At 66.9% G+C, this 22,029-nt stretch carries 17 protein-coding genes and 1 pseudogene; 7 read left to right on the forward strand and 11 right to left on the reverse strand.

Features of this window, described 5'->3' with window-relative positions; genetic code table 11:
* Nucleotides 1–669: 669 nt before the first annotated feature.
* The 3 genes from AC3FMM_RS02000 (at nt 670) to AC3FMM_RS02010 (ending at nt 3,976) form a co-directional block, all read left to right on the forward strand.
* A complete protein-coding gene (locus AC3FMM_RS02000) occupies nt 670–1,257 on the forward strand; it encodes a DUF1344 domain-containing protein (protein ID WP_115712453.1) in 588 nt (195 codons plus the stop codon).
* Nucleotides 1,258–1,318: 61 nt separating this feature from the next.
* Nucleotides 1,319–2,911, forward strand: a complete 1,593-nt coding sequence (locus AC3FMM_RS02005) for an aspartate:alanine exchanger family transporter (protein WP_488686052.1) — start codon at nt 1,319–1,321, stop codon at nt 2,909–2,911.
* Nucleotides 2,912–2,980: 69 nt separating this feature from the next.
* Nucleotides 2,981–3,976: a 2-hydroxyacid dehydrogenase gene (locus AC3FMM_RS02010; RefSeq protein WP_326348088.1), complete on the forward strand. Its 996-nt coding sequence runs from the start codon at nt 2,981–2,983 to the stop codon at nt 3,974–3,976.
* Nucleotides 3,977–4,180: 204 nt separating this feature from the next.
* Here AC3FMM_RS02010 and AC3FMM_RS02015 read toward each other — a convergent pair whose 3' ends face one another.
* The 9 genes and pseudogenes from AC3FMM_RS02015 to cysD form a co-directional block, all read right to left on the reverse strand.
* Nucleotides 4,181–4,813 carry a glycine-rich domain-containing protein gene (locus AC3FMM_RS02015; protein WP_488686091.1) on the reverse strand — a complete coding sequence of 211 codons (633 nt, stop codon included), beginning with the start codon at nt 4,811–4,813 and terminating at the stop codon, nt 4,181–4,183.
* A gap of 62 nt (nt 4,814–4,875) precedes the next feature.
* Entirely contained in the window at nt 4,876–8,247 is a 3,372-nt protein-coding gene (locus tag AC3FMM_RS02020) for a bifunctional diguanylate cyclase/phosphodiesterase (RefSeq protein ID WP_442784917.1), read from the reverse strand.
* Between the two features lie 313 nt (nt 8,248–8,560).
* Nucleotides 8,561–9,124, reverse strand: coding sequence for a J domain-containing protein (locus AC3FMM_RS02025; protein ID WP_414249026.1), 564 nt, complete (start codon nt 9,122–9,124; stop codon nt 8,561–8,563).
* Nucleotides 9,125–9,196: 72 nt separating this feature from the next.
* The gene (gene phbB / locus AC3FMM_RS02030) at nt 9,197–9,940 is read right to left on the reverse strand and encodes an acetoacetyl-CoA reductase (protein WP_115712463.1); all 744 of its coding nucleotides are present in this window, start codon (nt 9,938–9,940) and stop codon (nt 9,197–9,199) included.
* A gap of 62 nt (nt 9,941–10,002) precedes the next feature.
* Complete coding sequence (gene phaP / locus AC3FMM_RS02035) at nt 10,003–10,566, reverse strand: TIGR01841 family phasin (RefSeq protein WP_115712465.1); 564 nt, start codon at nt 10,564–10,566, stop codon at nt 10,003–10,005.
* A gap of 159 nt (nt 10,567–10,725) precedes the next feature.
* Entirely contained in the window at nt 10,726–10,971 is a 246-nt protein-coding gene (locus AC3FMM_RS02040) for a hypothetical protein (RefSeq protein WP_115712467.1), read from the reverse strand.
* Between the two features lie 351 nt (nt 10,972–11,322).
* The gene (locus AC3FMM_RS02045) at nt 11,323–12,462 is read right to left on the reverse strand and encodes a helix-turn-helix transcriptional regulator (protein ID WP_326348096.1); all 1,140 of its coding nucleotides are present in this window, start codon (nt 12,460–12,462) and stop codon (nt 11,323–11,325) included.
* A gap of 258 nt (nt 12,463–12,720) precedes the next feature.
* Entirely contained in the window at nt 12,721–14,643 is a 1,923-nt protein-coding gene (gene cysN / locus AC3FMM_RS02050) for a sulfate adenylyltransferase subunit CysN (protein ID WP_488686053.1), read from the reverse strand.
* Nucleotides 14,643–15,456: pseudogene (cysD, locus tag AC3FMM_RS02055) on the reverse strand (sulfate adenylyltransferase subunit CysD). Before cysD ends, cysN begins: the two are co-directional and overlap by 1 nt.
* 292 nt (nt 15,457–15,748) lie before the next feature.
* On the opposite strand from cysD, the gene AC3FMM_RS02060 reads away from it, so the two are divergent.
* From AC3FMM_RS02060 to AC3FMM_RS02075, 4 genes are all read left to right on the forward strand, one after another.
* Nucleotides 15,749–16,858 carry a DUF1214 domain-containing protein gene (locus AC3FMM_RS02060; protein WP_488686054.1) on the forward strand — a complete coding sequence of 370 codons (1,110 nt, stop codon included), beginning with the start codon at nt 15,749–15,751 and terminating at the stop codon, nt 16,856–16,858.
* Nucleotides 16,855–18,042 carry a sulfotransferase family protein gene (locus AC3FMM_RS02065; protein WP_488686055.1) on the forward strand — a complete coding sequence of 396 codons (1,188 nt, stop codon included), beginning with the start codon at nt 16,855–16,857 and terminating at the stop codon, nt 18,040–18,042. The genes AC3FMM_RS02060 and AC3FMM_RS02065 overlap by 4 nt, the downstream gene beginning before the upstream one ends.
* Before the next feature lie 132 nt (nt 18,043–18,174).
* Nucleotides 18,175–18,966: an SDR family oxidoreductase gene (locus tag AC3FMM_RS02070; RefSeq protein WP_115712477.1), complete on the forward strand. Its 792-nt coding sequence runs from the start codon at nt 18,175–18,177 to the stop codon at nt 18,964–18,966.
* 19 nt (nt 18,967–18,985) lie between these two features.
* Nucleotides 18,986–19,981, forward strand: coding sequence for an acetyltransferase (locus AC3FMM_RS02075; protein WP_488686056.1), 996 nt, complete (start codon nt 18,986–18,988; stop codon nt 19,979–19,981).
* Here AC3FMM_RS02075 and AC3FMM_RS02080 read toward each other — a convergent pair.
* Together AC3FMM_RS02080 and AC3FMM_RS02085 are read right to left on the reverse strand one after the other, a co-directional pair.
* Nucleotides 19,956–21,056 carry a 3,4-dihydroxy-2-butanone-4-phosphate synthase gene (locus AC3FMM_RS02080; protein WP_115712479.1) on the reverse strand — a complete coding sequence of 367 codons (1,101 nt, stop codon included), beginning with the start codon at nt 21,054–21,056 and terminating at the stop codon, nt 19,956–19,958. The two genes, AC3FMM_RS02075 and AC3FMM_RS02080, sit on opposite strands and share 26 nt — an antisense overlap.
* Nucleotides 21,053–22,027: an alpha/beta hydrolase gene (locus AC3FMM_RS02085; protein WP_488686057.1), complete on the reverse strand. Its 975-nt coding sequence runs from the start codon at nt 22,025–22,027 to the stop codon at nt 21,053–21,055. The genes AC3FMM_RS02080 and AC3FMM_RS02085 overlap by 4 nt, the downstream gene beginning before the upstream one ends.
* Between the last annotated feature and the right edge of the window lie 2 nt (nt 22,028–22,029).

A 22,029-nucleotide genomic window follows, 5' to 3' on the forward strand; every position in this document is an offset into this window, starting at 1 on the left:
ATGCAAGGGCGAGCGCATTTGCCAACTGGGCCAATGCGTCTCTCCTGCGTCGACAGGCCCGAACCCAGAACCACCTGTCCAACCCTCTTCTGCGACAAAAATCGCCCCGCCACCCGAGCCACCTGCAAGGGTTCGTCCGGCGACGGGGAATGTCCCGCCAACCGGACAGCCAGCGAAGACCGCTCCGGCGAGAAAGAGTGGCACGGTATCTGAACAACCCGTCCAGCCCTCGGCGGCCAAAAGTGGCCGGACACCTCAGCAACCCGCCGTAGATTCCCCCGCCATGACGAATACTCCGGCACTTTCGACTGAATTTCGCTCTTGCTGCACTAAAATCGGCAAACTGCCCCTCGACCGGGAGCTGGACCTGGAGGACCTTGCCACTACGCCCAGTGATTTCTGTCGTGGGAAAACCATTGATGGAATCTCTCTCCCAGGTACTCCGTGCAATTGAAGTACCCACTTGCGGTTCAAGTGAACTGCCTCAGTAAAGCCCGCACAGGAGACACGCCGACCGTGACGTCAGGTTAGTTAAGGCGGACGCATCCGTTGGCCGGAAATTTTTCTTATCTCGTCATCCGAAAAGATTCAGTTCTGATGCGTCCGGGGCTAACGTTAGAGTTCAGAACAAGACGCACATCGGGGCCCGATCAGAAAACGGAGGATGGCATGAAATGCAAGACACTACTGACCGCGGCGGCAATGCTGGTGGCAACCACGGCAACATGGGCGCAACCCGAAACCCGCGTGGATGTCACGCAGTCGCCTGAAGGGGCGACTGCGACCGGCACCGCCAAGGTCACCGCCACGATCACCAAGATCGATGCGCCGACGCGGACGGTCCGGCTGAAGTCCGGCGACGGCAAGACCAGGGACCTCGTCGTGGGGCCGGACGCCAGGAACTTCGAGCAGCTCAAGGTCGGCGACACTGTCACGGTGGAGTACAGGGAAGCGCTGACCATGAGCCTCAAGAAGGGCAGTGGTCCGCTTGCCATGCATGAGCGCGAGATCTCGGAGCGCGCTGCGCCGGGAGCAAAGCCGGGCGGCACGGTCGGACGGGAAGTGACCGTCACGGCAGACGTCGTTGCCTTCGACACCAGCGCCAGGACCGTCACCCTGAAGGGGCCAAAGGGACGCACCGTGGTCCTGCTGGTAGGGGACACGACACGCCTGAATGGCATCAAGAAGGGCGACCGGGTCGAAGCGGTTTATACCGAGGCCGTTGCAGTGTCCGTACAGCCGGCTGCGGCCAGGTAGGGCCCCAGAACCCGTCGCTTGCCTCGCCCGCAGTGTTTCAGAACTTCCAGCGGAGAACGGCATGGATGCAGTCCGGACATTGCTCGAAACCCAGCAGCTGCTCACGCTGTTCCTCACGGTTGCACTGGGCTATGTCATCGGCGAGATCAATATCAAGGGCGTGTCACTCGGTTCGGGCGCGGTGCTGTTCGTGGGGCTGGCGATCGGCGGGTTCGCGCCCAAGGCCGCGCCGCCTGCCATCCTTGGCACTCTGGGGCTGCTGCTCTTTCTCTATGGCATTGGGATCCAGTACGGGGAGCAGTTTTTCAAGGGGCTGACCAGCCCGGATGGCATCAAGGCCAACGCCGCTGCGGTCCTTGGCGTGGTTGGCTCCGGACTGGTCGCGGTTGCGCTGGTGCCGCTGGTCGGCGTTAAGCTCGACGAGTCGCTAGGCATGTTCGCCGGCGCGGGCACCAGTACGGCAAGCCTGCAGGCCGCGATGACGGCGATGAAGAGCGACGGCGCCGCAGTGGGCTACAGCGTCGCGTACCCGGTCGGCGTGGCCGGGCCGATCCTGTTTCTGTATGCCCTCACCGCGCTGCTCAAGCCGAATATCGTGCGGCCGCCACCAAAGCTGATCGAGACCGCCGAGATTGCGCTGACCAACCCGGCGTTTATCGGCCTGCGGCTGTCGGAGGTGGTAGCGCGCCTGCCGGAAGGGGTAGCGATTGCCGCCGTGCGTCGCGCCCACCACAACTACCCGTCCGCCGATGACCTGGTCCTGCAGGCCAACGACGTGCTGCTCGCGACCGCCACCGACCCGGCCGCGCTGCGTGAAGCCACCTCGCTGTGCGGAGAGCTGCAGCCAGGCCGCATGACGAGCCATCGCGAAGACCTGGACTATATGCGCGTGTTCGCCTCAAGCCGGCTCGTGGTCGGGCACACGCTGCGCGATATCCGCTTTCCCGAAGGCATGGTCTGCTCGATCGCCCATGTGCGGCGCGGCGATGCGGACCTGATGCCCCGCGATGACCTCACCCTCGAGTTCGGTGACCGCGTCGGCCTGCTGGTGAATCGCGCCCACATGAAGCCGATTCGCGCCCTGTTTGGCGACTCCATCAAGGGCACCGCCGAGCTGAGCTTTATCTCGATCGGCATCGGCGCGGCGCTCGGGCTGCTGGTGGGGCTGATCCCGGTGCCGATTCCCGGCGTCGGCACGCTGGCGCTGGGGCTGGCGGCGCTGCTGCTGGTTGCCCTCGTGCTCGGCCGGGTGCGCCGTCTCGGACCGTTCGTCTGGACCATGCCGCTGTCGGCCAACCTGGTCCTGCGCAACTTCGGGCTGACCATCTTCCTGGCACAGGTGGGCATCGCATCCGGGCCGAAGTTCTTCGCCACCATCGGCGTAACCGGGGTGTCGTTCCTGATCTATGGCGTGGTGATCCTGCTCGCCCTGCTGCTGATTACTGCGATTCTCTGCCTCTGGGTCTTCAGGCTGCCGTTCGACCTGGCGGTGGGCGTGATCTGCGGCGCGACCGGCAATCCCGCCATCCTTGCCTTTGCCAACCGCGTCGCGCCCACCGACCGGCCCGACCTTGGCTACTCGATGATCTTCCCGTCAATGACCATTGTGAAAATCCTGTTCGTACAGGTCGCCGCGACACTGGCGGGCGGATAGTGTGGCTGGCGGATAGTGCAGGGGCAACCTGGGCGAAGCGCGCCATGCGATTCGCCGCGGAGACACATCATGGAAATCGCCGTCTTCAGCGCAAAGTCCTACGATCGTCAACATCTCGATGCCGCGAATGCGGCTGAAGGCCATCAGCTCAAGTACTTCGACGTGTCCTTGGACAGTGAGACGGTGGGCCTCGCCGCGGGCCACGGCGCCGTGTGCATCTTCGTCAATGACCGGGCCGATGCGACCGTGCTGGAGGCGCTCGGACGCGGCGGCACCAGGCTGGTCGCGCTGCGCTGCACGGGGTTCAACAACGTCGACCTGAAAGCCGCGCAGGCGCTTGGGATCAAGGTAGTGCGCGTGGTCGACTACTCGCCCAACGCGGTCGCCGAGCACGCAGTGGCCCTGCTGATGGCGGTCAACCGCAAGATCCACCGCGCCTACAACCGCACGCGGGACTTCAATTTTTCGCTTGAAGGCCTGATGGGCTTCGACCTGTGCGGCAAGACCGTGGCCGTGATCGGCACCGGCAAGATCGGGCGCGTGTTTGCGAAAATCATGGTCGGGTTCGGTTGCAATGTGATCGGCTACGACAAGTACCCGTCCCCGGAATTCGAGGCCCTTGGCGGACGCTACGCGGACGAGGGGGAAATCGGCGCAAGCGCGGACTGCATCTCGCTGCACTGCCCGCTCACGCCCGAGACCCATCACATCATCAACGCCGAAACGCTGTCGCGCGCCAAGCCAGGCGCCTTGCTGATCAACACCAGTCGCGGCGGGCTGATCGACACGGAAGCAGTGATCGAAGCGCTCAGGAGCGGGCAGCTCGGCGGGCTGGCGATCGACGTGTACGAGCAGGAGGCGGACCTGTTCTTCCGCGACCTGTCCGGCACCATCGTCGACGACTTCGTGCTGCAGCAGCTAATCACCTTTCCTAACGTGATCGTGACCGGGCACCAGGCCTTCCTCACGCGCGAGGCCGTGACCACCATTTGCGAAACAACTTTGCGCAGCGTGACGGAGTTCGAAAGCGGCAAGTCGCTCACGAACGAAGTCAGCGCCAGTTGAACACGGCTGTCGGTCTCATGTCGCGCCCCGCCAATGGCTTAAACCGCTCCCCGAAAAGCGCGGCCGCCCAACCCAGTTGAAAAAAATGCGCGGCAGAGCCGCGCATTCACAATCACCTGACAGATAACGGGGAGCGATCTGCAGGTTGTACCAGTGGTCGGTAGCACCCAGGCTAAACGTGATGGGTGCCTTCCTGATCCGCAGTCAAGCAAGACGCCGAGGCGAATTCACCGCGCAATAAGCGGGCCTCGCCGTGACCGAGGGCGCTTGTCCCAGCCCGCCTTCCGCTTCCCGTGCGCAGTAGGCGGCCTCATCCGTCGCCAGGCGAGCACAGTAGGCGGCATCCTTCCTTTCAGCCAGCCGGGCACAGTACGCGGCATCCTTCTTTTCGCCGATGCGCGCGCAATACGCGGCCTTGTCCGTTGCAGCGCGCGCGCAGTACGCCGCGGAGGTGAGCGGGCTGCCGAACTCGCGCAGGTTCAGCGCGTCGCTGGAGGCGGCCATCGCCAGCAGGCGTGCCTCGTCTTCCGGGCCGTCGATGCCAACGTAGGGATCGTGATGCAGCACACGGCCGAAGATGCGCATGCAGTCGTCGGCATAACGCCGGGTATCCAGGATATGGGCATGCCAGAAGGCATCGACCAGCTCGCTGGGCACTGCCGGTGTTTCCGGATACTTCGCGGCCAGTTTCAGGAACTGGCGGTAGCCGTCCTCGGCCTGCTCCAGGGACGCCGGAGTCCAGTCCCGATGCCGCTGGTGCAACAGCTTGGCCTTCATTCTCGAGAAATCGAGGGCATCGATGTCTTGCCACATGGTTTGCACAGTACGTTCATGCATGATCCAGTTTCCTCTCTTTTTGTTGGACTGCCTGCAATGCGACGACACGACGGCGCGCCTGGTCAGGCGCGCATCGGTTCCTGGCCCCGTGCGAAATCGGGGCCATGCTCCATGCGGCTGGCGAGGAAGGCAGTGATCTTCGCCGGCGGCAACGGATGGCTGAAGTAGTAGCCCTGCACTTCGTCGCAGCCTTCGCGGCGCAGGAATTCGAGCTGGGCCTCGTTCTCCACGCCCTCGGCGACGACTTCGAGGCCGAGCCGGTGGCCCAGGCCGATCACCGCGCTGGTGATCTGCGTGTCGCTGCGGCTTTCGGGTACATAGCGGACAAAGCTGCGGTCGATCTTGACCGTATCGATCGGGAAGCGGCTCAGGTAGGCGAGCGAGGAATAACCGGTACCGAAATCATCGATGGCCAGGCGCACGCCGGTGCGCTTCAGGCGCGACAGCCAGTTCGAAGCCTGTTCGGCATCGCGCATGACCATGCTTTCGGTCAGCTCCAGTTCAAGCAGGTTGCCGGGCAGGGCTGCCTGGCGCAGCGCATCGATGATGGTCAGCCTGAGCGCTTTGTCGGCAAACTGCCGGGCGGAGAGGTTGACCGAAACCCGCACCGGCGGCAGTCCCTGCGCCAGCCACGCGGCGTTCTGGCGGCACGCTTCGCGCAGCGCCCACGCGCCGATCTCGACGATGGCGCCGCTTTGCTCGGCGAAGGGAATGAAGTCGGCAGGCATGACCAGGCCCAGTTCGGGGTGGCGCCAGCGGATCAGTGCCTCGACTGCGGTGCAGGTTCCCGATGCCAGCGCGATGCGCGGCTGGTAATAGAGCACGAACTCGTCATTCTCGAGCGCGCGGTGCAGGTGTGACTCCATGTCGATGCGCCGCTGCAATGTGGTGCTCATGCCGCGGCAATAGAACTGGTAGCCGTTCTTGCCCAGCTGCTTGGCGCCGTACATGGCCAGGTCGGCATGCTTGAGCAGGGTTTGCCAGTCGTCGCCGTCTTCGGGGAACGAGCTGATGCCGATGCTGGCGGTCATCCGCATCTCGGATCCATTGACGACAAAGGCGGGCGTGAGCACCGCCTGCAGTTGCGAGATGGTCCGGCCAAGAACGGTCGAATCGCCCTTGGGGTCGAGCAGCACGACAAACTCGTCGCCACCAAAGCGCGTAATCAACTCCACCTCGGGCAAGCCCCGGAGCAGCCGCTCGGCCATTTCGCGGAGCACGGCATCGCCGGCGTTGTGGCCGATGGTGTCGTTGACGACCTTGAATTCGTCCAGGTCGACGAAGATCACATGCAGTGCCTGTCCGCCGGCGCGGGCGCGTGCCAGGGCCTTTTCGAACTCGGCCTTGAACATCAGCCGGTTGGGCAGGCCGGTCAGGGCATCGTGATTGGCGATGAAACGCAGGTTTTCCTCGGCCTGCCGCCGCAGCAGGAAATGCCCGGTCTGGCCGGCAATGCCCACGGCCATCGTCAGCGCATGGACATCGGCGCTGCGCCGGGTGCGGGAATAGAGTTCGACCACGCCAAGGGTCACGTGGCCCCGGCTCAGCGGAAAGGCGAATACCGTGCGGATGCCACCGCTTGCAAGCCATCCGGCGTGCGCATGCCGGGCCAGGTCATGGAGTCCCGCATACCATTGTGGCGCCGCAATGGCCGTGGCGCCCGCGGTACGGGCAGGGTGTGCGGCGAGCCATGGCTCGAGCCCCTTGGCGCGGCTCAGGCATACCTGCGGCAGCTTGTTGCCATGGCCGTCGTCGGCCGGCCAGAATGCCCCGGCCTCCCATTCCATGCCTTCCAGCAGGGTGTGGACGATGTCCTCGAGCACCTCGGCTTCACTGTCGGCCGTGGCCAGGTGCAGGGCGATCTGGTGCTCCTGCGCGCGCGCCTGTTCTGCCGCCTTGCGCTGGCTGATATCCTGCGCGGTGCCGCGCAAGGCGGTACTGTTGCCCGCCGGACCCTGCGCGTGGCAAATCAGATGCAACCAGCCGCGCCGTCCACGTTGCGAACGGTAAGGGCACTCGAGCTCGAACGGCTGGCGATCCCGCACGGCCTTTTCCATCCGTTCCCGCAGCACGGCGCGATGGCTGGTCTCGATCGCCTGGAACAGCGTGTCCGGGCTCGGCCGGTGGCCGCGCCAGCCCAGCAGGCGACCCATTTCCCGTGAAAAATGGGCAACGTCCTTGCCCAGGTCGATGCGCCAGTCGCCGAGCTGGGCGATCTGCTGCGCCTCGGCCAGCGCCGCCTGGCTCTCGCGCAGGCTGTGCGTCATCTGGTCGGCGACGGCTACGGCCCGTGCACGCGAACTCGACAAGGCGTAGGCCAGCCAGCCCAGCAGCACGGTGATGATCATCCCGGAAATGATCACCAGCGTCGGCAGATAGCGTTGCGGACCGCCGAGCGCGGTCGAGTCGGCAGCGAAGGCAATGACCCAGCGCCGTCCGCCGAAGTTGCGCTCCACGCTCCTGGTCAGGTCGTCCCGACTAGCCGCCGCGGCCGCCGGTCCGTCCGCCGGCGTGCCCGCGCGCGGCGCTGCGCGGCCATCTGCGGCACGGCCCGGGCGGGGCGTGGCCAGCCCGGTGCGGCTGTCATAAAGGAGGTTGCCGGCGGACAGGGCACCGGCCGGCGCCGTAAAGTCCCCGGCGTCATAGACGCGAAAGCGGATCGGGCGCAGGTTCTGGTTGCTGACCAGGTCCTTGAGCAAATCCGCCACGCGGATGCCGGCACCGACCGAGCCGACGTAAGCGGCCCGGCGCGCCTCCACGGAATCCAGGTCCAGCGCCTTGCGATACACCGGCAGGCGCAGCGCGATGCCCACATGAGGATTCTTGGCCTCGCTGAAGATCAGCCGGCCGCTGCTGACCGGGTGCCCGGTATCGCGGGCGCGCTCCAGCGCGGCGAGGCGGCGCGGTTCGGCACCCATGTCGACGCCGATGGACGGCAGGTTGGTGGCGAGCGGCTCGACATAGGTGAGGACGAAGTAGCCCGGGCGCTGGCCCGGCGGCCGGATGCTGAACGTCACGCCGGCCTCGCGCAGGATCGGGTCATTGCGCTGCCTGGCGACAAACGCATCGAGCTCCGGCGCGGGCACGTAGGGCGCGTAATTCAGCGTCTGGAAACCGGGGTAGCGCTGCGGCAGGTTCAGGCCGACGACAAAGTCGCGAAACTCGCCGCGCGAGACATGGTCGCTGGCGCCGAACAGCGCCTGCATCGTGACCAGCACGTCGGTATAGAGCCGGATCCGCGTATCGATCTGCTGGACCACGTCGCCGGTATCGCTGTCGAAGCGCAGCCGCACATCCCGTTCCAGCAGATCGGTGCAGAAGGCATAGACGACAGCCGTCGTCAGCGCTCCAAGAAGCACCGTGCCCGCCGTGATGGAACGCGACCCAACGCGTCCAAGCGGGCTCGGCGTGCGCGCAAGCACCTGACGCAACATTGTCTCCCCCGGCTCGCGGCGGTCACCACGAGATCATGGTCTTCGCCGACGGCTGATACCAAAGATGAACTACGGCCAGGCCCTGCTATGCGAACCCGTGGCTCTAAATGTCTTTACAATCTATATCAAACGGCGGTTAACAGAGATTCAATTTTGCAGCGCCAACACCCCACCAAAGCGGGGGGTAAGCAGGTGGCGTGGAGACACATCAACGCAGGGTCCATAGCAACACGACACGCCATCGATGGATGGAGGTGCGATATTTGGATGCTGTTGCGTGGTGAGCCGCGGCGCGCGGATCCGGAATCGGCTGCTAGCGAAACCTGAACAGTCCTTGCCAGAATGCCTCGAACGGGCTGCCGGGGATTTCGGTACGCGCCGTGCTGGCATCCGCCGGCGCTACGGCCTCGCGTTCGGCGCATGCGTGGCGCGACTGATGCAGTGCATGAACGCTGTCGGCAATTCGTCCGGCGAGCTCCGTCTCGCAGTCCTTGCCCAGCAGGATGCCGAACAGGACGTCGCGCGAATGCCCTGCGTCGGCATAGCGCATCGCGATGGCAACCATCTTCTCGTAATGCTCCTGCGCGACGCGTCTCGCCTGCTCCTGTGCCTGGCGCTCCTCGGCCTCTTGTGCTGCGTGCTCGGCTTCCCAGCGGCGCATTTCGCGTTCGAAGACTTCGTCGTAGACCTGGCGCTGCTCGGCGTCGGACAGGATCGCATAGGCATCGCGAATCTGCTGGAAGGCGGCATGGCTTTCGGCTTCGCGACCGGGATTGCGGTCCGGATGCCATTTCATTGCCGCACGGCGATAGGCAAGCTTGATCTCATCCACGGTGGCGTCGGAATGAACGCCAAGCGTCGCGTAGAGCGTGGTCATGGGAAGCAGGGCGGGAGGAGGGCGAAGGCGTCCATGCTAGCACGCCGGCCCGGTCCCGAACGCCGGTCAACTTCACTGCAAATGCTGTCCCCCATTGATCGCTATGTTTGCTCCGGTCACGAAGCCAGCCTCATGCGAGCAAAGATAGGCGATCAAGGCCGCCACTTCCTCCGGCTCGCCCAGGCGGCCGACGGGGATCTGCGGAATGATCTTGGTGTCCAGGATCTCCTGAGGGACCGCCGTCACCATTTTGGTGGCGATAAAGCCCGGCGACACGGTATTGACCGTGACGCCGTTCCTGGCCACTTCGAGCGCCAGCGATTTGGTGAATCCATGCATGCCGGCCTTGGCCGCTGCGTAATTGGTTTGTCCGAAGCCGCCCTTGGAACCAATGATCGACGAGATATTGATGATGCGGCCCCAGCCGCGCCTGACCATGCCTTCGCACACCGGCTTGGTCATGTTGAACACCGAGTCGAGGTTGGTCCGGATGACCGCGTCCCAATTGACCCGGTCCATCTTCCTGAAGCTGGCATCGCGGGTGATACCGGCGTTGTTGACCAGAATATCAGTGGGGCCCAGTTCCTCGTGAATGGCCGCAACACATAGCTGGCACGATTCGTAGTCGGCAACGTCCACGGGATAGGCATGGAATTTTCTGCCGCCTTCTTCCATTCTGGCCAGCCAGGCGTCGACGCCGCTGTTGCCATGTGAATGCGTGACGGCGACGGTGCAGCCCGCGTCCTGTAGCCGGATGCTGATCGCTTCGCCAAGCCCGCCCATGCCACCTGTCACGATGGCGATTCTTTTCGTCATGTCTCGCATCCCCTGAGTCTGGAAATTCGCCGGGTTCGGTACGTCGCCTTTGCGCAGCGGCATCAACCCGCCGTGTGCGGGGCGGGTGCAGGGCGGCGTCGTGCGCCCTTGGACGTGGCTTCGGCGGCAGCATCGAAGCTGCTCCCGGCCATCTGCATCGCCTGCGTTGCCGTGGCCTGCATGGAATCAAAGAGCGCGGTCGTGGCCTCGAGCGCCTCCTGCCAGGCGGCAAAAGGCGTCATCGAGGTTGCCGGTGCGTGGCTCAGCGCGGTTTCCATGAATCCCTGCACCTCGCGCTTGCCGGTGGCGTATTGCACCTCCAGCACTTTCTCGACGTTTGCCTGGGCATCGGCAAGAATCTCTTGCACACGGCGTCGATACGCCAGCATCGCTTCGGCCGTGGGTTGGAACAATTCCGCCTGCAGTGCAACCAGTGCTTGCGTGTCTTTGGTCGACAAGGCCTTCCTGGCGCATTCCTGCCCGTCTTCCAGCGTCGTTTTCATGGTCTGCAGGTTCAGGTCCACCAACCTGGCGATGCAATCCAGCGACTTGCTGGCCAGCCCGGCCCAGGCGTCGATGCCGGTGATCTGAAGCTTGCTGATTTGCTCAGGGGACCACTTTGTCATTTCGCGTCTCCAGATAAATTCCGCCCCCCGCAACGATGTGCGAGACCCGTGCAGCGCGGAGCGGAGGGTCAAGGCACGACGATTGCCATGCCCGCCTTGGCAAGACCGGCTGCCCCTTGCCGCGAAAGCAGGCCGAGGCAGTCGACAGCTCGCAAGGGGTTAAAGCGATGGTCGGAAGGCGGCTTGCTGGCGTGCCTTGCCGTCGCTTGCGCGAACACGACCGACCGCCTTGAGAAAGGCGTAGCCTTGAATCGTGACTTGCGGGTGCGCAAGGGTTGGCCCGAGACGCTCGAGCGTGATGAACTGCTTTTCAAGCAGCGCCTGCATGTCTGCGTCGTCCAGTTCGGTGGCGTCGGAGTGGTCGTTCACCAGGACCAGCGTGGCGATTTCATGATGACTCAGCACAGTTGTCTCCCAAGCTATAGGTCTTTTCTTGCTACGGGACTACACTACACCGCAGGTCCGCCTGGATCGGAAGGTCCAGTCATCGCAGACCACAGACTGGGCAAGGGCAAGCTCGCCGCTCACGCCAGAAGCTCCATCTTAGGTGCCCATCAGCGGGGCTTCAATGTTCTTGTCGACGGGCTAGGGTATTTTCTGCTTTGGTCCCCATGGGCTTCGATGTGGGCGGTATCCCCCGTCGGTTATTAGCCCGACCGGTCGGTCGTTGATTTGCCAGGCGCGGTTCGACCATGCAAGCCAGCGACGAACGCAAAGCTTGAGCTGCGCCGACACTAGCGGGCCGGCCGCCGTCCTTCACCCCATCCCCACCACACTAGACAACAACATCTTCACCAGCACCGCCTGCCGCGTCGCCCCCGTCTTGGCAAAGATCCCCCGCAAATGCGCCCGCGCCGTGTTCTTCTTCACGCCCAGCCGCGCCGCGGCCTCATCGAGGGTCAGCCCGTCGACCATCAGCAGGGCCAGCTCGATCTCGGTGGGGGTCAGGTGGAACAGCTTGCGCAGGCTGGCGTGGGTGTTGCGCGGCGAACCGGCGGGATCGCGGATGAAGACCGCTACCGCGGGGCGGCGGGCCTTGTCCTCGCTGCGGTAGCTGAGCGCAATGGGCCGCACCAGCACGCTCAGCGGCGTGGGCGCGGCGGGCCGGCTGAGCGTGGTGACTTCGCTGCGGGGCGTGGCCAGCGCGTGGGCCTGTGCGGCGCTCTCCAGGATCTTGCGGAACCTGCGGTTTTCCATCGGGCAGTGCGCGTGCAGCGCGCCGTCCGCCAGGTAGAGGCCGTCGCGGGCGCGCAGCAGGCGGCCGGCGACGTCGTTGCTGCGGATGCAGCGGCCGTGTTCGTCCAGGATGACCGTGCCCACCTGCATGCGGTCGACCGCATCGGCGTAGAGCGACCGTTCGGAGGCCAGCACGTCGAGCGCGGCATGCAGGTCGACCGCGCGTTTCAGGTGCGGCAGCAAGTCGAGCAGCAGCGCCTTGTCGGCGATGGTGAAGTCTTGTCCCGCGGCGGTGCGGCTGATGAACAGCGCGCATTCGACGCCATCCGGCGTGACCAGGTTGGCGGCCAGGATGTAGCGCAGGCCGAGCGGCTGCAGGTATTGCACGTAGAACGGATGCGCCAGCCAGCCGGCTTCGCCGAACAGTTCGTCGGCACTGAAGAGGCGGTCGGGGTGCAGGTCCAGGAAGGGGCACAGCGCATAGTATTGCTCGCTGTATGACGGCTCGCCGGGCAGGTGGGGGCCGTAGTCGGAGGCGTTGACGATCAGGCCGGGGCGGTCGGTGGCGGGGTGGCGCAGCACCAGCGTGACGAAGGCGGCGGCCTGGCGCTGGCGGAGGCTTTCGAGGAAGGTGGCCCAGGGGACGGGTTCGGTGGGGCCTTGATAGAGCTGGGCGAGGAGGGCGCTGAGTTCGGCGGCGGGCAACGGGTCTGGCGGCATATGGCAGAGCGGTGGGTGGCTCCCCTCTCCCGCTTGCGGGAGAGGGGCAGGGGGTGAGGGCAGGCGCTGGCAATGCCGACGGCCTGCACTTCGTCGACGCGCCCGCCCTCACCCCAACCCTCTCCCGCAAGCGGGAGAGGGAGCACCCAGCCGGCGATGCAAGCGCACGGGTTCAGGCGGGCGCGGTCGGTTTTCCAGGGATAAACCCGGTCTCGCCCATCGTACCCACCCCCACCGCCGCCTCATCGTCCGTTCAGCCTAGGGCCTGTCCCTGAGCCATGCGACGATCCGCTCCGCCGCCTGCTCGGCGCTGTCGCCGGTGGTGTCGATGCGGATTTCCGGATGCTCGGGCGGCTCGTAGGGCGAGTCGATGCCGGTGAAGTTCTTCAGCTCCCCGCGGCGCGCCTTGCGGTACAGGCCCTTGGGGTCGCGCTGCTCGGCCACCGCCAGCGGCGTGTCGATGAAGACTTCGATGAACTCGCCGTCGCCGGCGAGCGCGCGCGCCATCTCGCGTTCGCAGCGGAAGGGGGAGATGAACGACACCAGCACGATCAGCCCGGCGTCCAGCATCAGCCTGGCCACTTCCGCCACGCGCCGGATGTTCTCGATGCGGTCCGCTTCGGAGAAACCCAGGTCCTTGTTCAGGCCATGGCGCACGTTATCGCCATCGAGCAGGTAGGTGTGATGGCCGAGCGCGTGCAGGCGCTTTTCCACCAGGTTGGCGATGGTGGACTTGCCCGCGCCGGACAGCCCGGTGAACCAGACGATGCGCGGCGACTGGTGCTTGAGCGCGGCATGCGCGCGGCGGTCGACGTCGATCGCCTGCCAGTGGACGTTCTGCGCCCGGCGCAGCGCAAAGTGCAGCATGCCGGCGCCGACCGTGTTGTTGGTCAGGCGGTCGATCAGGATGAAGCCGCCCAGCTCGCGGTTGCGCGCGTACGGGTCGAACGCCACCGGCTGGTCCAGGTGCAGGTTGCACACGCCGATCTCGTTCAGCTCCAGCGTGCGCGCGGCCAGGTGCTCCAGCGTGTTGACGTTGACCTTGTACTTGGGCTGCGCCACCGTCACGCCCACAGTGCGCGTGCCCAGCTTGAGCAGGTAAGGACGTCCGGGCAGCATGGCGTCCTCGTTCATCCATACCAGCGTGGCCTCGAACTGGTCGGCCACCGCGGGCGGGTCTTCGGCGCAGGCCAGCACGTCGCCGCGGCTGACGTCGATCTCGTCGGCCAGGGTCAGCGTCACCGCCTGGCCGCGCATGGCGTGGTCGCATTCGCCGCCGGCGCCGACGATGCCGGTGACGCGGCTTTCGCGGCCGGAGGGCAGGGCGCGCACGCGGTCGCCACGCCGGATCACGCCCGCGCTGACGGTGCCGGCAAAGCCGCGGAAGTCCAGGTTGGGGCGGTTGACCCATTGCACCGGCAGCCGGAACGACTCGTCCTGCGCGGGCACGTGGTCGATCGGCACGCTCTCCAGGTGGTCCATCAGCGTCGGGCCCTGGTACCACGGGGTGTTGGCGCTGGGCGCGGTGATATTGTCGCCGCGCAGCGCGGACATCGGGATGCAGACGATATCGGTCAGCCCGATCTGCCGCGCGAACTCGCGGTATTCCTTCTCGATGCGCGTATGGACTTCGCGCGAGTAATCCACCATGTCCAGCTTGTTGACGGCCAGCACCACGCGCCGGATGCCGAGGGTGGCCACCAGGTAGCTGTGGCGCCGTGTCTGCGTCTGCACGCCGCGGCGCGCATCGACCAGCAGGATGGCCAGGTCGGCGGTGGAGGCGCCGGTGACCATGTTGCGCGTGTATTGCTCGTGCCCGGGGGTGTCGGCGACGATGAACTTGCGCTTGTCGGTGGCGAAGAAGCGGTAGGCCACGTCGATGGTGATGCCCTGTTCGCGCTCGGCGGCCAGGCCGTCCACCAGCAGCGCAAAGTCCAGGTTCTCGCCCTGCGTGCCCATCTTCTTCGAGTCGGCCTCGAGCTGGGCCAGCTGGTCTTCGAACAGCATCTTCGATTCATACAGCAGCCGGCCGATCAGCGTGCTCTTGCCGTCGTCGACGCTGCCGCAGGTGATGAAGCGCAGCAGGCTCTTGTGTTGCTGGGCGCGCAGATACTGCGCGATCTCGCCCTGCGTGCCGCCGGGTTTCGCCATTGCCGGCGCGTTGTCGATCAGGGTTTCCATCAGAAGTATCCCTCCTGCTTTTTCTTCTCCATCGAACCGGTCGAATCGCTGTCGATCAGCCGTCCCTGGCGCTCCGACGTGGTCGCCCGCAGCATTTCCTGGATGATGCCGCCGAGCGTGTCGGCCTCGCTCTCGATGGCGCCGGTGAGCGGGTAGCAGCCCAGCGTGCGGAAGCGCACCTTGCGCAGTTGCGGCGTTTCACCAGGGCGCAGCGGCAGGCGCTCGTCATCGACCATGATCAGCGTGCCGTCGCGCTCAACCACTGGCCGTTCCTTGGCGAAGTACAGCGGCACGATGGGAATCTGGTTCAGGTAGATGTACTGCCAGATATCGAGCTCGGTCCAGTTCGACAGCGGGAACACGCGCAGGCTCTCGCCCTTGCGCTTGCGCGTGTTGTACTGGCGCCAGAGTTCGGGGCGCTGCATCTTGGGGTCCCAGCGGTGCTGCGCGGTGCGCACCGAGAACACGCGCTCCTTGGCGCGGGATTTCTCTTCATCGCGGCGCGCGCCGCCGAAGGCCGCGTCAAAGCCGTAGTGGTCCAGCGCCTGCTTCAGGCCCTGCGTCTTCCACACGTCGGTATGGACGGCCGAGCCGTGTTCGTGCGGGCTGATATCGCGCCAGCCCTTCGGGGTTGATGTGCACGCGCAGGTCCAGGCCTAGCCGGGCCGCGGTCTGGTCGCGGAACGCGATCATCTCGCGGAACTTCCACGTGGTATCGACATGCAGCAGCGGGAACGGCGGCCGCGCGGGATGGAAGGCCTTCATCGCCAGGTGCAGCATCACTGCGCTGTCCTTGCCGATCGAATAGAGCATGACGGGGTTTTCGCATTCCGCCACCACCTCCCGCATGATGTGGATGCTCTCCGCCTCCAGTTGCTCCAGGTGGGTCAACATCGGGGTCTCCTCTTGGTTTGCCGGCGCCGCGCAGGGTTGTGCGACCGCCTGGCATGGGCAAAAGGTAGCGAGCCGGGGCCCTGCGCCACTTCGTCCGGGCGGACTAAGAAATCGCGGGCCGCGGCGCGCATTTCCTAGTCCACCCGGACGAGGAAGGCGCCGCCCCGCGCTGGGTATCGTTGCTGCGCCGACCAACCACGGGAGCAGGCAGATGGCGACCTCCGCCGAAGACCAATTGCTGAGCGGCCAGACCTGGGCCGAGTTTTGCGACGTGCTCAAGCGCAGCGGGCAGCAGATCCTGCGCCCGGAAGCGCCGGCGGACGCGCTCACGCGCGCCGAAGGGTTCCGCTACCTGAGCCGCCTGCTGCGCATTGCGCTGGAGATGCATGTGGAATTTGCCGATCCGGCGTTCCCCGGCTTCTTTTCGCCCTCGCACGAGACCGCCAAGATCGGCGCGGACAATCCGGACAACCTGTACCGCTACGCGCGCCTGGACGGCAACGCGGCGTACCGCATCCGCGGCCGGCGCGGCACGGTGGCGTACCTGAGCTTCGGCACGCAGAAGGGCGGCTATGAAACCGACGGACGCATGGTCCAGACCGGCTTTATCGACAGCAACAAGCTTGCCGTGGAGCCGGACGGCAGTTTCGAGATCACGCTAAGCGCCGAGCCGCAGCCGGGCAACTGGGTGCGCATGGAGCCGGCCACCAATGCGCTGGTGGTGCGCCAGACCTTTCTCGATCGCAAGGCGGAGACGCCGGCGCAATTGCAGATCGAGCGTATCGACGCCAACGGCAAGCCGCCCGCGCTGAGCGCGGAGCGCCTGCATGCCGGACTGCTGCGCGCCGCCGGTTTTGTCGAGGGCACCGCGCGTATCTTTGCCGACTGGGCCGAAGGCTACGGCGGCCATGTCAACGCGCTGCCGCCCGCGGACCAGGCGGTGTGCCAGGCCGCGGGCGGCGATCCCAACATCTTCTACTACCACTCGAGCTGGCGTCTCGCCGATGACGAGGCGCTGGTGGTCGAGGTCGACCGGGTCCCGGAGTGCGAGTTCTGGAACTTCCAGATCAACAACTACTGGATGGAATCGCTCGACTACCGCTACCACGACATCTGCCTCAACAAGCACGGCGCCCGGCTCAATGCCGACGGCGGCGTCACGGTGATCCTCAGCGCGCGCGACCCGGGCCTGCCCAACTGGCTGGAAACCGCCGGCCATCACAACGGCACCATGTGCTGGCGCTGGGTCGGCGCGGCGCAGCCGTCGCATCCGCGCACGCGCGTGGTCAGGCTTGCATCGCTCAGGGAGAACAAGGCATGAACGCCATCAACGTGGAACGCCTGCTGGCGCAGGCGAGCGAGCAGGCCGGCGGCCTGGCCGACTTCGGCCCGGGCAACTATCGCGAGGCGCTGCGGGTGCTGTCGGATTCGCTGTCACGCGAGGCCAACCTGTCGGCGCAAGGCGCGCAGATGCTGCAAGGCAAGCTGCTGGCCCAGCTGGTGAACCGGCTGGTGATCCAGGACTACTGCCGGCGCCATCCTGAGATCCTGCAGGAGCCGGTGGACGATCCGCTGGTCATCGTCGGCCTGCCGCGCACCGGCACCACGCTGCTGCAGCGCATGCTGGCCACCGACGCGCGCTTCAGTTCGGCGGCCTGGTGGGAGACCCGCTATCCGGCCCCGCTGCCGGGCGAGGACGTGCGCGACCCCGGCCGGCGCATCGCCGCGGCGCGCGAAGAGGTTGCGCAGATGATCCGGTTCATCCCGGACATCCTTGCCATCCACCCGCTCGACGCGATGGCCGCCGACGAGGAATTCATGCTGATGGAGCATTCGTTCCTGTGCGCGATGGATTCCTACGCCAATGTGCCGGCCTATACCGGCTGGCTGGCGCAGCAGGACCATACCGAGGTCTATGCCTGCCTCAGGACCATGCTGCAGTTCCTGCAGTGGCAGAAGCGCCAGCGCGGCCAGGCCTCGACGGTGCCGGCGCAGCGCTGGGTGCTGAAGACCCCGCAGCACCTGCATACCCTGGAGGTGCTGTTCCGGGTGTTCCCGGGCGCGCAGGTGGTGCTGACCCACCGCGATCCGCTGCGGACCATCCCGTCGATGGCGAGCATGGCGCATACGCTGTGGAAGCTGTACGCCGACGATCCGGATCCGGTCACGGCCGGCCGCCAGTGGAGCGAACAGATGCGGCGCGGCACCGATCACGCCATGGCCGTGCGCGACGCCATGCCGGCCGAGCGCTTCCTCGACGTGCGCTTCGAGGACACGGTGCGCGATCCGTTCGGCGTGGCGCAGGCGGTCTACCGCTTCGCCGGCATGCCGCTGACCGAGGCCGCGCGCGCCGGCATGTGGGCCTGGATGGAAAGCAACCCGCGCAACCAGCGCGCGGCGCATGCGTATACGCCGGAACGGTTCGGGCTGAGCCAGGCGCAGCTGGAACGTGATTTCGCCGGTTATCGGGCGCGGCACATCCTGAACCGCCAGGCGCCCGGATGATCGGTGCAGCGCAATTCATCACCTCAGACCTTCCAACTCCCGCTTGCGTACTCCCTCTCCCGCCTGCGGGAGAGGGGAGCAACCCGGCCTTTCTGACAGGCTCTAAAGACCACCAAATCAGGAGACACCAACATGCTGCTGAAAGACAAGATCGTCATCGTATCCGGCATCGGCCCCGGCCTGGGCATCAAGCTGGCGGTGGAAGCGGCGCGCGAAGGCGCCCGCGCCGTGGCCATCGCCGCGCGCACCGAGGCAAAACTGGACGAAGCCCAGGCCCGCATCGATGCCCTCGGCGCCGATTGCGAGGTGCTGAAGGTAGTGACCGACATCACCGACCGCGCCCAGTCGCGCCACCTTGCCCACGAGACCCTGCGCCGCTTCGGCCGCATCGACGCGCTGGTCAACAGCGCCTTCCAGCACGGCAATTTCCCCGAGCCGGTGGAAGCCGCCGACCTGGACGTGTGGCGCCAGGTGTTCGACACCAATGTCTTCGGCACCATGACGCTGACGCAGGAGGTGGCGGCGCTGATGAAGCCGCAGGGCGGCGGCGCCATCGTGATGATCAACACCCAGGCCACGCGCAAGCCGATGCCGGGCGAATCCGGCTACGCCGCATCCAAGGGGGCGCTGGCGGTGGCGGTCAAGTACCTGGCGCGCGAGCTGGGGCCGCATGGCATCCGTGCCAACAGCATCTTCATGGGCTGGATGTGGGGCGCGCCGGTGCAGGGCTATGTGCGCCACGCCGCCGCCGAGCAGGGCGTTAGCGAAGACGCGGTGATCGCGCCGGTGACCGCACAGATCGCGCTGGGCCGCATGCCGGCCGACGACGACTGCGCGCGCGCTGCGCTGTTTCTCGTGTCAGACTACGCCAGGGCCATCACCGGCGCCTCGCTGGACGCCAATGGTGGCGATTTCATGCCCTGAGCCCACAGCACCGCATGCCATGACAAGCTACTTTGCCTTCAACGGCGACGCCGACGGCCTGTGCGCGCTGCAGCAACTGCGCCTGGCCGGTGGTTCGCACGCCAGCGACGCCACGCTGGTTACCGGCGTCAAGCGCGATATCCGGCTGCTCGAGCGCATCGACGCGCGCGCCGGCGATACTGTGACCGCGCTCGACATCTCGCTCGACCAGAACCGCGATGGCCTGCTGCGGCTGCTCGACGCCGGGGTGGAGGTGGACTACTTCGACCACCACCACGCCGGCAACGTGCCCTCGCATGCCGGCCTGCGCGCGCATATCGACGAGGCGGCGCAGGTCTGCACCAGCATCCTGGTCGACCGCCACCTGGGCGGGCGCCACCGGCGCTGGGCGGTCACCGCGGCCTTTGGCGACAACCTCGGCGAGGTGGCGCGCGCGATGGCGGCGCAACTCGGCCTGGACCCGGGCCAGACCGCGGTGCTGGAACGGCTCGGCACCTGCCTGAACTACAACGCGTACGGCGAGTGCGTGGCCGACCTGCATTGCAATCCCGCCGAACTCGCGCAGCACATGCTGCCCTTTTCCGACCCTCTGGACTTCGCCGCGCAGTGCGCCACCTACACCCTGCTGTGCGAGGGCTACGAGGACGACATGGCCCGGGCGCGCCGCCTTTCGCCCATGCATGAGGTGCCCGGCGCCGCGCTGCTGGTGCTGCCCGATGCACCGTGGGCACGGCGCGCGATCGGCGTGCTCGCCAACGAGCTGGTGCGCGGGCGTCCCGGCGATGCCATCGGCCTGCTGTCGCCCAGGTCCGGCGGCGGCTTTGCGGTCAGCGTGCGGGTGCCGGCGCACAGTGCCACCGGCGCGGCGGATTTCTGCCGCGGCTTCGACACCGGCGGCGGCCGGCGCCTGGCAGGCGGCATCAACCACCTGCCCGACGCCGACGTGGAGCGCTTCACGCGCCGCTTTGCCGACTGCTTCGGCGTGCCGTTCAGCCCGGCGGGACAAACTCCGTAACCTCCAGGTCGAAGCCGGTGACGGCGCGGTACGGCACCGGATGGCTCAGCAGGCGCAGCTTGTGCGCGCCCACGTCGCGCAGGATCTGCGCGCCGACGCCGAGCGCGCGCTGCGCGAAGGCCGGCGCCGGCGCGGCGGCGGCCGGCGCGCTCAGCCGGTCCAGCCGCTGCTGCGGCGACTCGCGCTCATCCAGCAGCACCAGCACGCCGCAACCCTCGGCGCCGATCCGCTCCAGCGAGCGCTCCAGGTTCCATGCCGGCTGCGCGGGCGTGCCGAAGGCCAGCACGTCGCGCTGCATCTCCACTGCCTGCACCCGCGTCAGCACCGGCGTGTGCGGGTCGGGCTGGCCCAGCACCAGCGCCAGGTGCAGCGCATCCACCGGCGCGTCATGGTAGGCGTGCACGGTGAAGCGCCCGAACGGCGTGGCCAGTTCGGTCGAGCGGGTGCGGCGCAGTGCGCCCTCGGTCAGCAGGCGGTGGTGGATCAGCGCGCTGACCGAGACCGCCGGCAGCCGGTGGCGATGGGCGAAATCCAGCAGGGCCGGTCCGCGCATCAGCTCGCCGTCGTCGTCGAGCACCAGCGCATAGGCCCCGGCCGCCACGCGCCCGGCCAGCCGGGGCAGGTCGGAACAGGCTTCGGCGAAGCCCGCGCGGCGCAGCACCCCGTCCGGCTGCGCCACCACCGGGAAGACATGGCCAGGCTGGACCAGGTCCTGCGGCCGGGCGCGCGGCGCCGCCGCGACGCGCAGCGTCAGCGCGCGGTCGGCGGCGGAGATGCCGGTGCTGACGCCGCTGGCGGCCTCGATCGACACGGTGTAGCGCTCGCGCTGGCGCTGGCCGGCAGCCATCGGCGGCAGCTGCAGCAGCGCCCGGCGCGCCTCGGTGATGGCCATGCAAACCAGGCCGCGCGCCTCGGCGGCCATGAAGTTGACGTCGGCCTCGGTGGCGCGCTCGGCGGCCACCAGCACGCAGCCGGTGGCTTCCGCGCTCTCGTCTTCGAGCACCAACACGCGCTCGCCCGCGGCAAGCGCTGCCAGCCCTTCGGCCATCGGCGCCAGGAGGTTGGCCGTGCTCATGCTGCCTCCTGCCGGCGGCCTGCACCGAAGGCCTGGCGCAGCGATGCGGCGGCCGCGTCCAGCACATGGCTGGCGGCATCCATCACCCCTTGCATGCTGGCGAAGCCATGGATCTGGCCGGGCCAGCGGCGCACGGCCGCATTGCCGCCGGCGCGCTGCAGCGCCTCGCCGTAGGCCTCGCCCTGGTCGCGCAGCGGATCGAATTCGGCGGTGATGATGGTGGCCGGCGGCAGGCCGCGCAGGTCGCGCTGTTGCAGCGGGCTGGCGCGGACATCGCCGGCGTCGGCGGGCGTGGCCAGGTACTGGGCGCGATACCACGCCAGTTCCGCGGCGCTGAGGAAATAGCCCTGCGCGCATGCGCGATAGCTGGCACTGCTCGTTGCGGCATCGCTGCAGTCCAGCCAGGGATAGAGCAGCAACTGGTGCCGCAGCGAAATGCCGCTGCCGCGCAGCTGCTGGCATGCCACGGCGGCCAGGTTGCCGCCGGCGCTGTCGCCGGCGACAGCCAGCCGGGATGGGTCGGCACCCAGTTGCGCCGCATGCGCCGAGGCAAAGCGTACCGCGGCGACGGCGTCGTCGGCGGCGGCCGGGAAGCGCGCCACCGGCGCGAGGGCGGAGTCGACCGACAACACCAGCGCGCCGCTGCGGCGCGCCAGGCTGCGGCAGATGTTGTCGTGCGAATCGAGGCCGCACAGCACGAAGCCGCCGCCGTGGAAATAGATGACTAGCGGCAGCGCAGCGTTGCCGTCGGCCTCAGTGGGCGCATGGGGCCGGTACAGGCGCGCCTGCAGCGGACCGGCCGGCCCGTCGAGAGTGAGGTCTTGCTGCGCGGCGATGAAATCGCCTGGCGCGAAGCCAGGCATGGCCGCCAGCGCGGCGCGGTAGTCGGCGGCGCGCAGCGTGGAGAAGTCGGGGCTGGGCATGGCGGCCATGGCATCGAGCATGGCACGGGCCTGGGGATCGAGCGGCATGG

It is taken from the genome of Cupriavidus sp. 207A1 (assembly GCF_057798955.1).

Bases quoted from the DNA above. Each gene is read 5' to 3' on its own strand.
- AC3FMM_RS02075 (WP_488686056.1), top strand. From the start codon at position 18,986: ATGACAAGCTACTTTGCCTTCAACGGCGACGCCGACGGCCTGTGCGCG.
- AC3FMM_RS02045 (WP_326348096.1), bottom strand. From the start codon at position 12,462: ATGCCGCCAGACCCGTTGCCCGCCGCCGAACTCAGCGCCCTCCTCGCC.
- AC3FMM_RS02065 (WP_488686055.1), top strand. From the start codon at position 16,855: ATGAACGCCATCAACGTGGAACGCCTGCTGGCGCAGGCGAGCGAGCAG.
- AC3FMM_RS02010 (WP_326348088.1), top strand. From the start codon at position 2,981: ATGGAAATCGCCGTCTTCAGCGCAAAGTCCTACGATCGTCAACATCTC.
- AC3FMM_RS02025 (WP_414249026.1), bottom strand. From the start codon at position 9,124: ATGACCACGCTCTACGCGACGCTTGGCGTTCATTCCGACGCCACCGTG.
- phbB (WP_115712463.1), bottom strand. From the start codon at position 9,940: ATGACGAAAAGAATCGCCATCGTGACAGGTGGCATGGGCGGGCTTGGC.
- AC3FMM_RS02015 (WP_488686091.1), bottom strand. From the start codon at position 4,813: ATGCATGAACGTACTGTGCAAACCATGTGGCAAGACATCGATGCCCTC.
- phaP (WP_115712465.1), bottom strand. From the start codon at position 10,566: ATGACAAAGTGGTCCCCTGAGCAAATCAGCAAGCTTCAGATCACCGGC.
- AC3FMM_RS02080 (WP_115712479.1), bottom strand. From the start codon at position 21,056: ATGAGCACGGCCAACCTCCTGGCGCCGATGGCCGAAGGGCTGGCAGCG.
- AC3FMM_RS02000 (WP_115712453.1), top strand. From the start codon at position 670: ATGAAATGCAAGACACTACTGACCGCGGCGGCAATGCTGGTGGCAACC.
- AC3FMM_RS02070 (WP_115712477.1), top strand. From the start codon at position 18,175: ATGCTGCTGAAAGACAAGATCGTCATCGTATCCGGCATCGGCCCCGGC.
- cysN (WP_488686053.1), bottom strand. From the start codon at position 14,643: ATGGAAACCCTGATCGACAACGCGCCGGCAATGGCGAAACCCGGCGGC.
- AC3FMM_RS02085 (WP_488686057.1), bottom strand. From the start codon at position 22,027: ATGCCGCTCGATCCCCAGGCCCGTGCCATGCTCGATGCCATGGCCGCC.
- AC3FMM_RS02005 (WP_488686052.1), top strand. From the start codon at position 1,319: ATGGATGCAGTCCGGACATTGCTCGAAACCCAGCAGCTGCTCACGCTG.
- AC3FMM_RS02020 (WP_442784917.1), bottom strand. From the start codon at position 8,247: ATGTTGCGTCAGGTGCTTGCGCGCACGCCGAGCCCGCTTGGACGCGTT.
- AC3FMM_RS02060 (WP_488686054.1), top strand. From the start codon at position 15,749: ATGGCGACCTCCGCCGAAGACCAATTGCTGAGCGGCCAGACCTGGGCC.